The organism is Oerskovia sp. NPDC060287, assembly GCF_042726775.1.
Lineage (GTDB): Bacteria > Actinomycetota > Actinomycetes > Actinomycetales > Cellulomonadaceae > Oerskovia > Oerskovia merdavium.
In genome coordinates this window covers 1-2,781 of the sequence record NZ_JBHXBO010000366.1, presented here as the reverse complement: position 1 = coordinate 2,781, position 2,781 = coordinate 1, and the positions used below count along the sequence as shown (strand labels likewise).

The window sequence follows — 2,781 nt, the reverse complement described above, 5'->3', positions numbered from 1 at the left end:
GAGTCCACTGGACTCCGGGCCTTCGTCGTTCCCGCACCGCTGCGCCCACGACGGTGCCGCTGCCCCTGAGCAGGCGGCCCGCCCCTTCGCCCCCGCTGCGCCGGGCCCGCTCCGGTGACACGATGAAACGGTCCTGTCCTCCGACGGAGGACCCGTCGTCCTGGGTGGGGCGCTGAGCAAGCAGAGGGTCCCCGCACCCCGCACCGGAGGAGTCGTCATGGCCGAGGAGCCGATCGTCGTCGTCGGAGGTGGGCTGGCCGCCGCGAAGGCCGCCGAGACGCTGCGCACCGAGGGGTACGACGGCGACCTCGTGGTCGTCTCGAGCGAGCCTCACCGACCCTACGAACGCCCGCCGCTGTCCAAGGACTACCTGCGCGGCGAGGCCGAGCGCGACGTCCTGTTCCCGCTGCCCGAGGACTGGTACACCGACCACCACGTCGACCTGCGGACGGCCACGCGGGCAGCGGCGATCGACGTCGCCGGCCACGCCCTGACCCTGATCGACGGCAGCGTCCTGCCCTACTCGCGGCTGCTCCTCGCGACGGGCTCGACACCACGCTCGTTCGCCGTCCCCGGTGCCGACCTCCAGGGCGTCCACTACCTGCGCACGATCGAGCACGCCGACCTGCTGGCCGCCACGCTCGAGGCCTCGGCCCGCGAGGGTGCCGGGCGGCTCGCGGTCGTGGGCGACGGCTGGATCGGGATGGAGGTCGCGGCCTCGGCGCGCACCATGGGACTCGACGTCACGGTCGTCGGGCGCTCGGTGCATCCCCTGGGCAGGGTCCTGGGCCCGCTGCTCGGCGAGATGTACGGCAAGGTCCACGCTGACCACGGGGTGCACCTGCACCGCAACGCCCAGGTCGTGGGGATCACGGGCAGCGAGGGACGCGTGACAGGCGTGGACGTCGAGGACGGGACCCACGTAGCGGCCGACGTCGTCGTGGTCGGCGTGGGCGTGACCCCCAACGTCGGGTTCGCCGAGGCCGCGGGCATCGCGCTCCGGGACCGGTCGCTCGGTGGCGGGCTCGCGGTCGACGCGACCCTGCGCACGTCCGCCCCGGACGTGTGGGCCGCAGGGGACATCGCGAGCGTCCCCTCGCAGCGCTACGGGCGCCCGCTGCGCGTCGAGCACTGGTCGGTGGCCCTCGAGACCGGTCCCCACGCGGCGCGCTCCGTGCTGGGCTCCCGAGAGCCCTACGACAAGCTCCCGTACTTCTTCTCCGACCAGTACGACGTGGGCATGGAGTACCTGGGGTTCGTCGAGGACCCGGCCGAGACGGAGGTCGTCGTGAGCGGGTCGCTCGAGACGAGCGAGCTCGTCGCGTTCTGGGTCGCGGGCGAGCGCATCCAGGCCGGGATGGCCGTCAACACCTGGGAGCAGATGGAGCGGGTCGAGGAGCTCGTCCGGGCCGAGGGGCCCGTCGACCGCGAGGCCCTGGAGGCGTTCCGCGGCTGACCGGACCGGGGCGCGCGGGGTGCCCGGGGTGCACGTGGCCCCTCCCCCGTGCGCCCCGGCACAGGGCCCTCACGGCACCGCGCGCTGCGCCTGTCCCACGTACTGGCTCAGCGGCCGGATGAGAGCGTTCGAGGCGCGCTGCTCGACGACGTGCGCGGTCCACCCCACGACGCGCGCGGCGACGAACAGCGGCGTGAACGTGGGGGTGTCGAACCCCATGAGGTGGTAGGCGGGGCCCGTCGGGTAGTCGAGGTTCGGCAGGATGCCCTTGCGCTCGGTCATCGCGGCCTCGAGCGCGTCGTACAGCTCGTCGAGCGCGGTCGCCTCGTCTGTCCCGAGGTGCGCGACCAGGTCGTCGAGCGTCTTCTTCATGGTCGGCACGCGCGAGTCGCCGCTCTTGTAGACGCGATGGCCGAACCCCATGATCTTGCGCTTGTCGGCCAGCGCCTCGTCGAGCCAGGCGGCGGCCCGGTCGGCGGTACCGATCTCGGCGAACGTCGCCATGACGGCCTCGTTCGCGCCGCCGTGCAGGGCTCCCTTGAGGGCGCCGATCGCGCCCGTGACGGCCGAGTGCAGGTCGGAGAGGGTCGAGGTGATGACGCGGGCCGTGAACGTCGAGGCGTTGAACGAGTGCTCGGCGTACAGGACCATGGAGACCTCGAACGCACGCACGACGCACGCGTCGGGCACCTCGCCGAACGTCATGTGGAGGAAGTTCTCGGCGTAGCCGAGGTCCTCGTCGGGGTCGACGATCTGCTGACCGCGTCGACGCCGCTGGTCGAGGGCCACGACCGCGGGCATCATGGCCCACAGTCGCAGGGCCTTGGCGTGCTCGGCCTCGGGGGACGAGTCCTCGGCGCTCGGGTCGTGCGCGCCCATGACCGAGACCGCGGTGCGGCACACGTCCATGGGGTGGCAGCTCGTGGGGAGCTCGAGGATCGCGTTGCGGACCTCGCCCGGCAGCGCGCGGTTCTCCCGTTCGACGGCGGTCTGCGCGGCGAGCTGCTCGGGGGTCGGCAGCTCGCCGTGCCACAGGAGGTAGGCGACCTCCTCGAAGCTCTTGCGGGCCGCGAGCTCCTGGACGGGGTAGCCCCGGTAGAGCAGCGAGTTCGTGTCGGGGTTGACCTTGGAGACCGCGGTCGTGTCGACGACGACGCCCGCGAGCCCCTTGCGGATCTCGGGGCTCGGGGCCGGGGACGCCGTGCCCTGGGCGGCCGCCGGGGCCGCGGCACCGTCTGCGGGGGTGCTGGTGGTCATGTGCTCACTCCTTCGTGATGCGGGGTCCTGTGCTGCCGTACCGGGGTCGTCGGAGCCGGCGAGAGTTC

Annotated in this window: 2 protein-coding genes; one reads left to right on the top strand and one right to left on the bottom strand. The window is 72.9% G+C overall.

Features of this window, described 5'->3' with window-relative positions:
• The first annotated feature begins 217 nt into the window (after nucleotides 1-217).
• The gene (locus tag ACFWFR_RS18925; RefSeq protein WP_377624125.1) at nucleotides 218-1,456 is read left to right on the top strand and encodes an NAD(P)/FAD-dependent oxidoreductase; all 1,239 of its coding nucleotides are present in this window, start codon (nucleotides 218-220) and stop codon (nucleotides 1,454-1,456) included.
• A 69-nt stretch (nucleotides 1,457-1,525) separates the two neighbouring features.
• Here ACFWFR_RS18925 and ACFWFR_RS18920 read toward each other — a convergent pair whose 3' ends face one another.
• On the bottom strand, nucleotides 1,526-2,713 hold the full coding sequence (locus ACFWFR_RS18920) for a bifunctional 2-methylcitrate synthase/citrate synthase (RefSeq protein ID WP_191802186.1): 1,188 nt from the start codon (nucleotides 2,711-2,713) through the stop codon (nucleotides 1,526-1,528).
• Nucleotides 2,714-2,781: the final 68 nt, after the last annotated feature.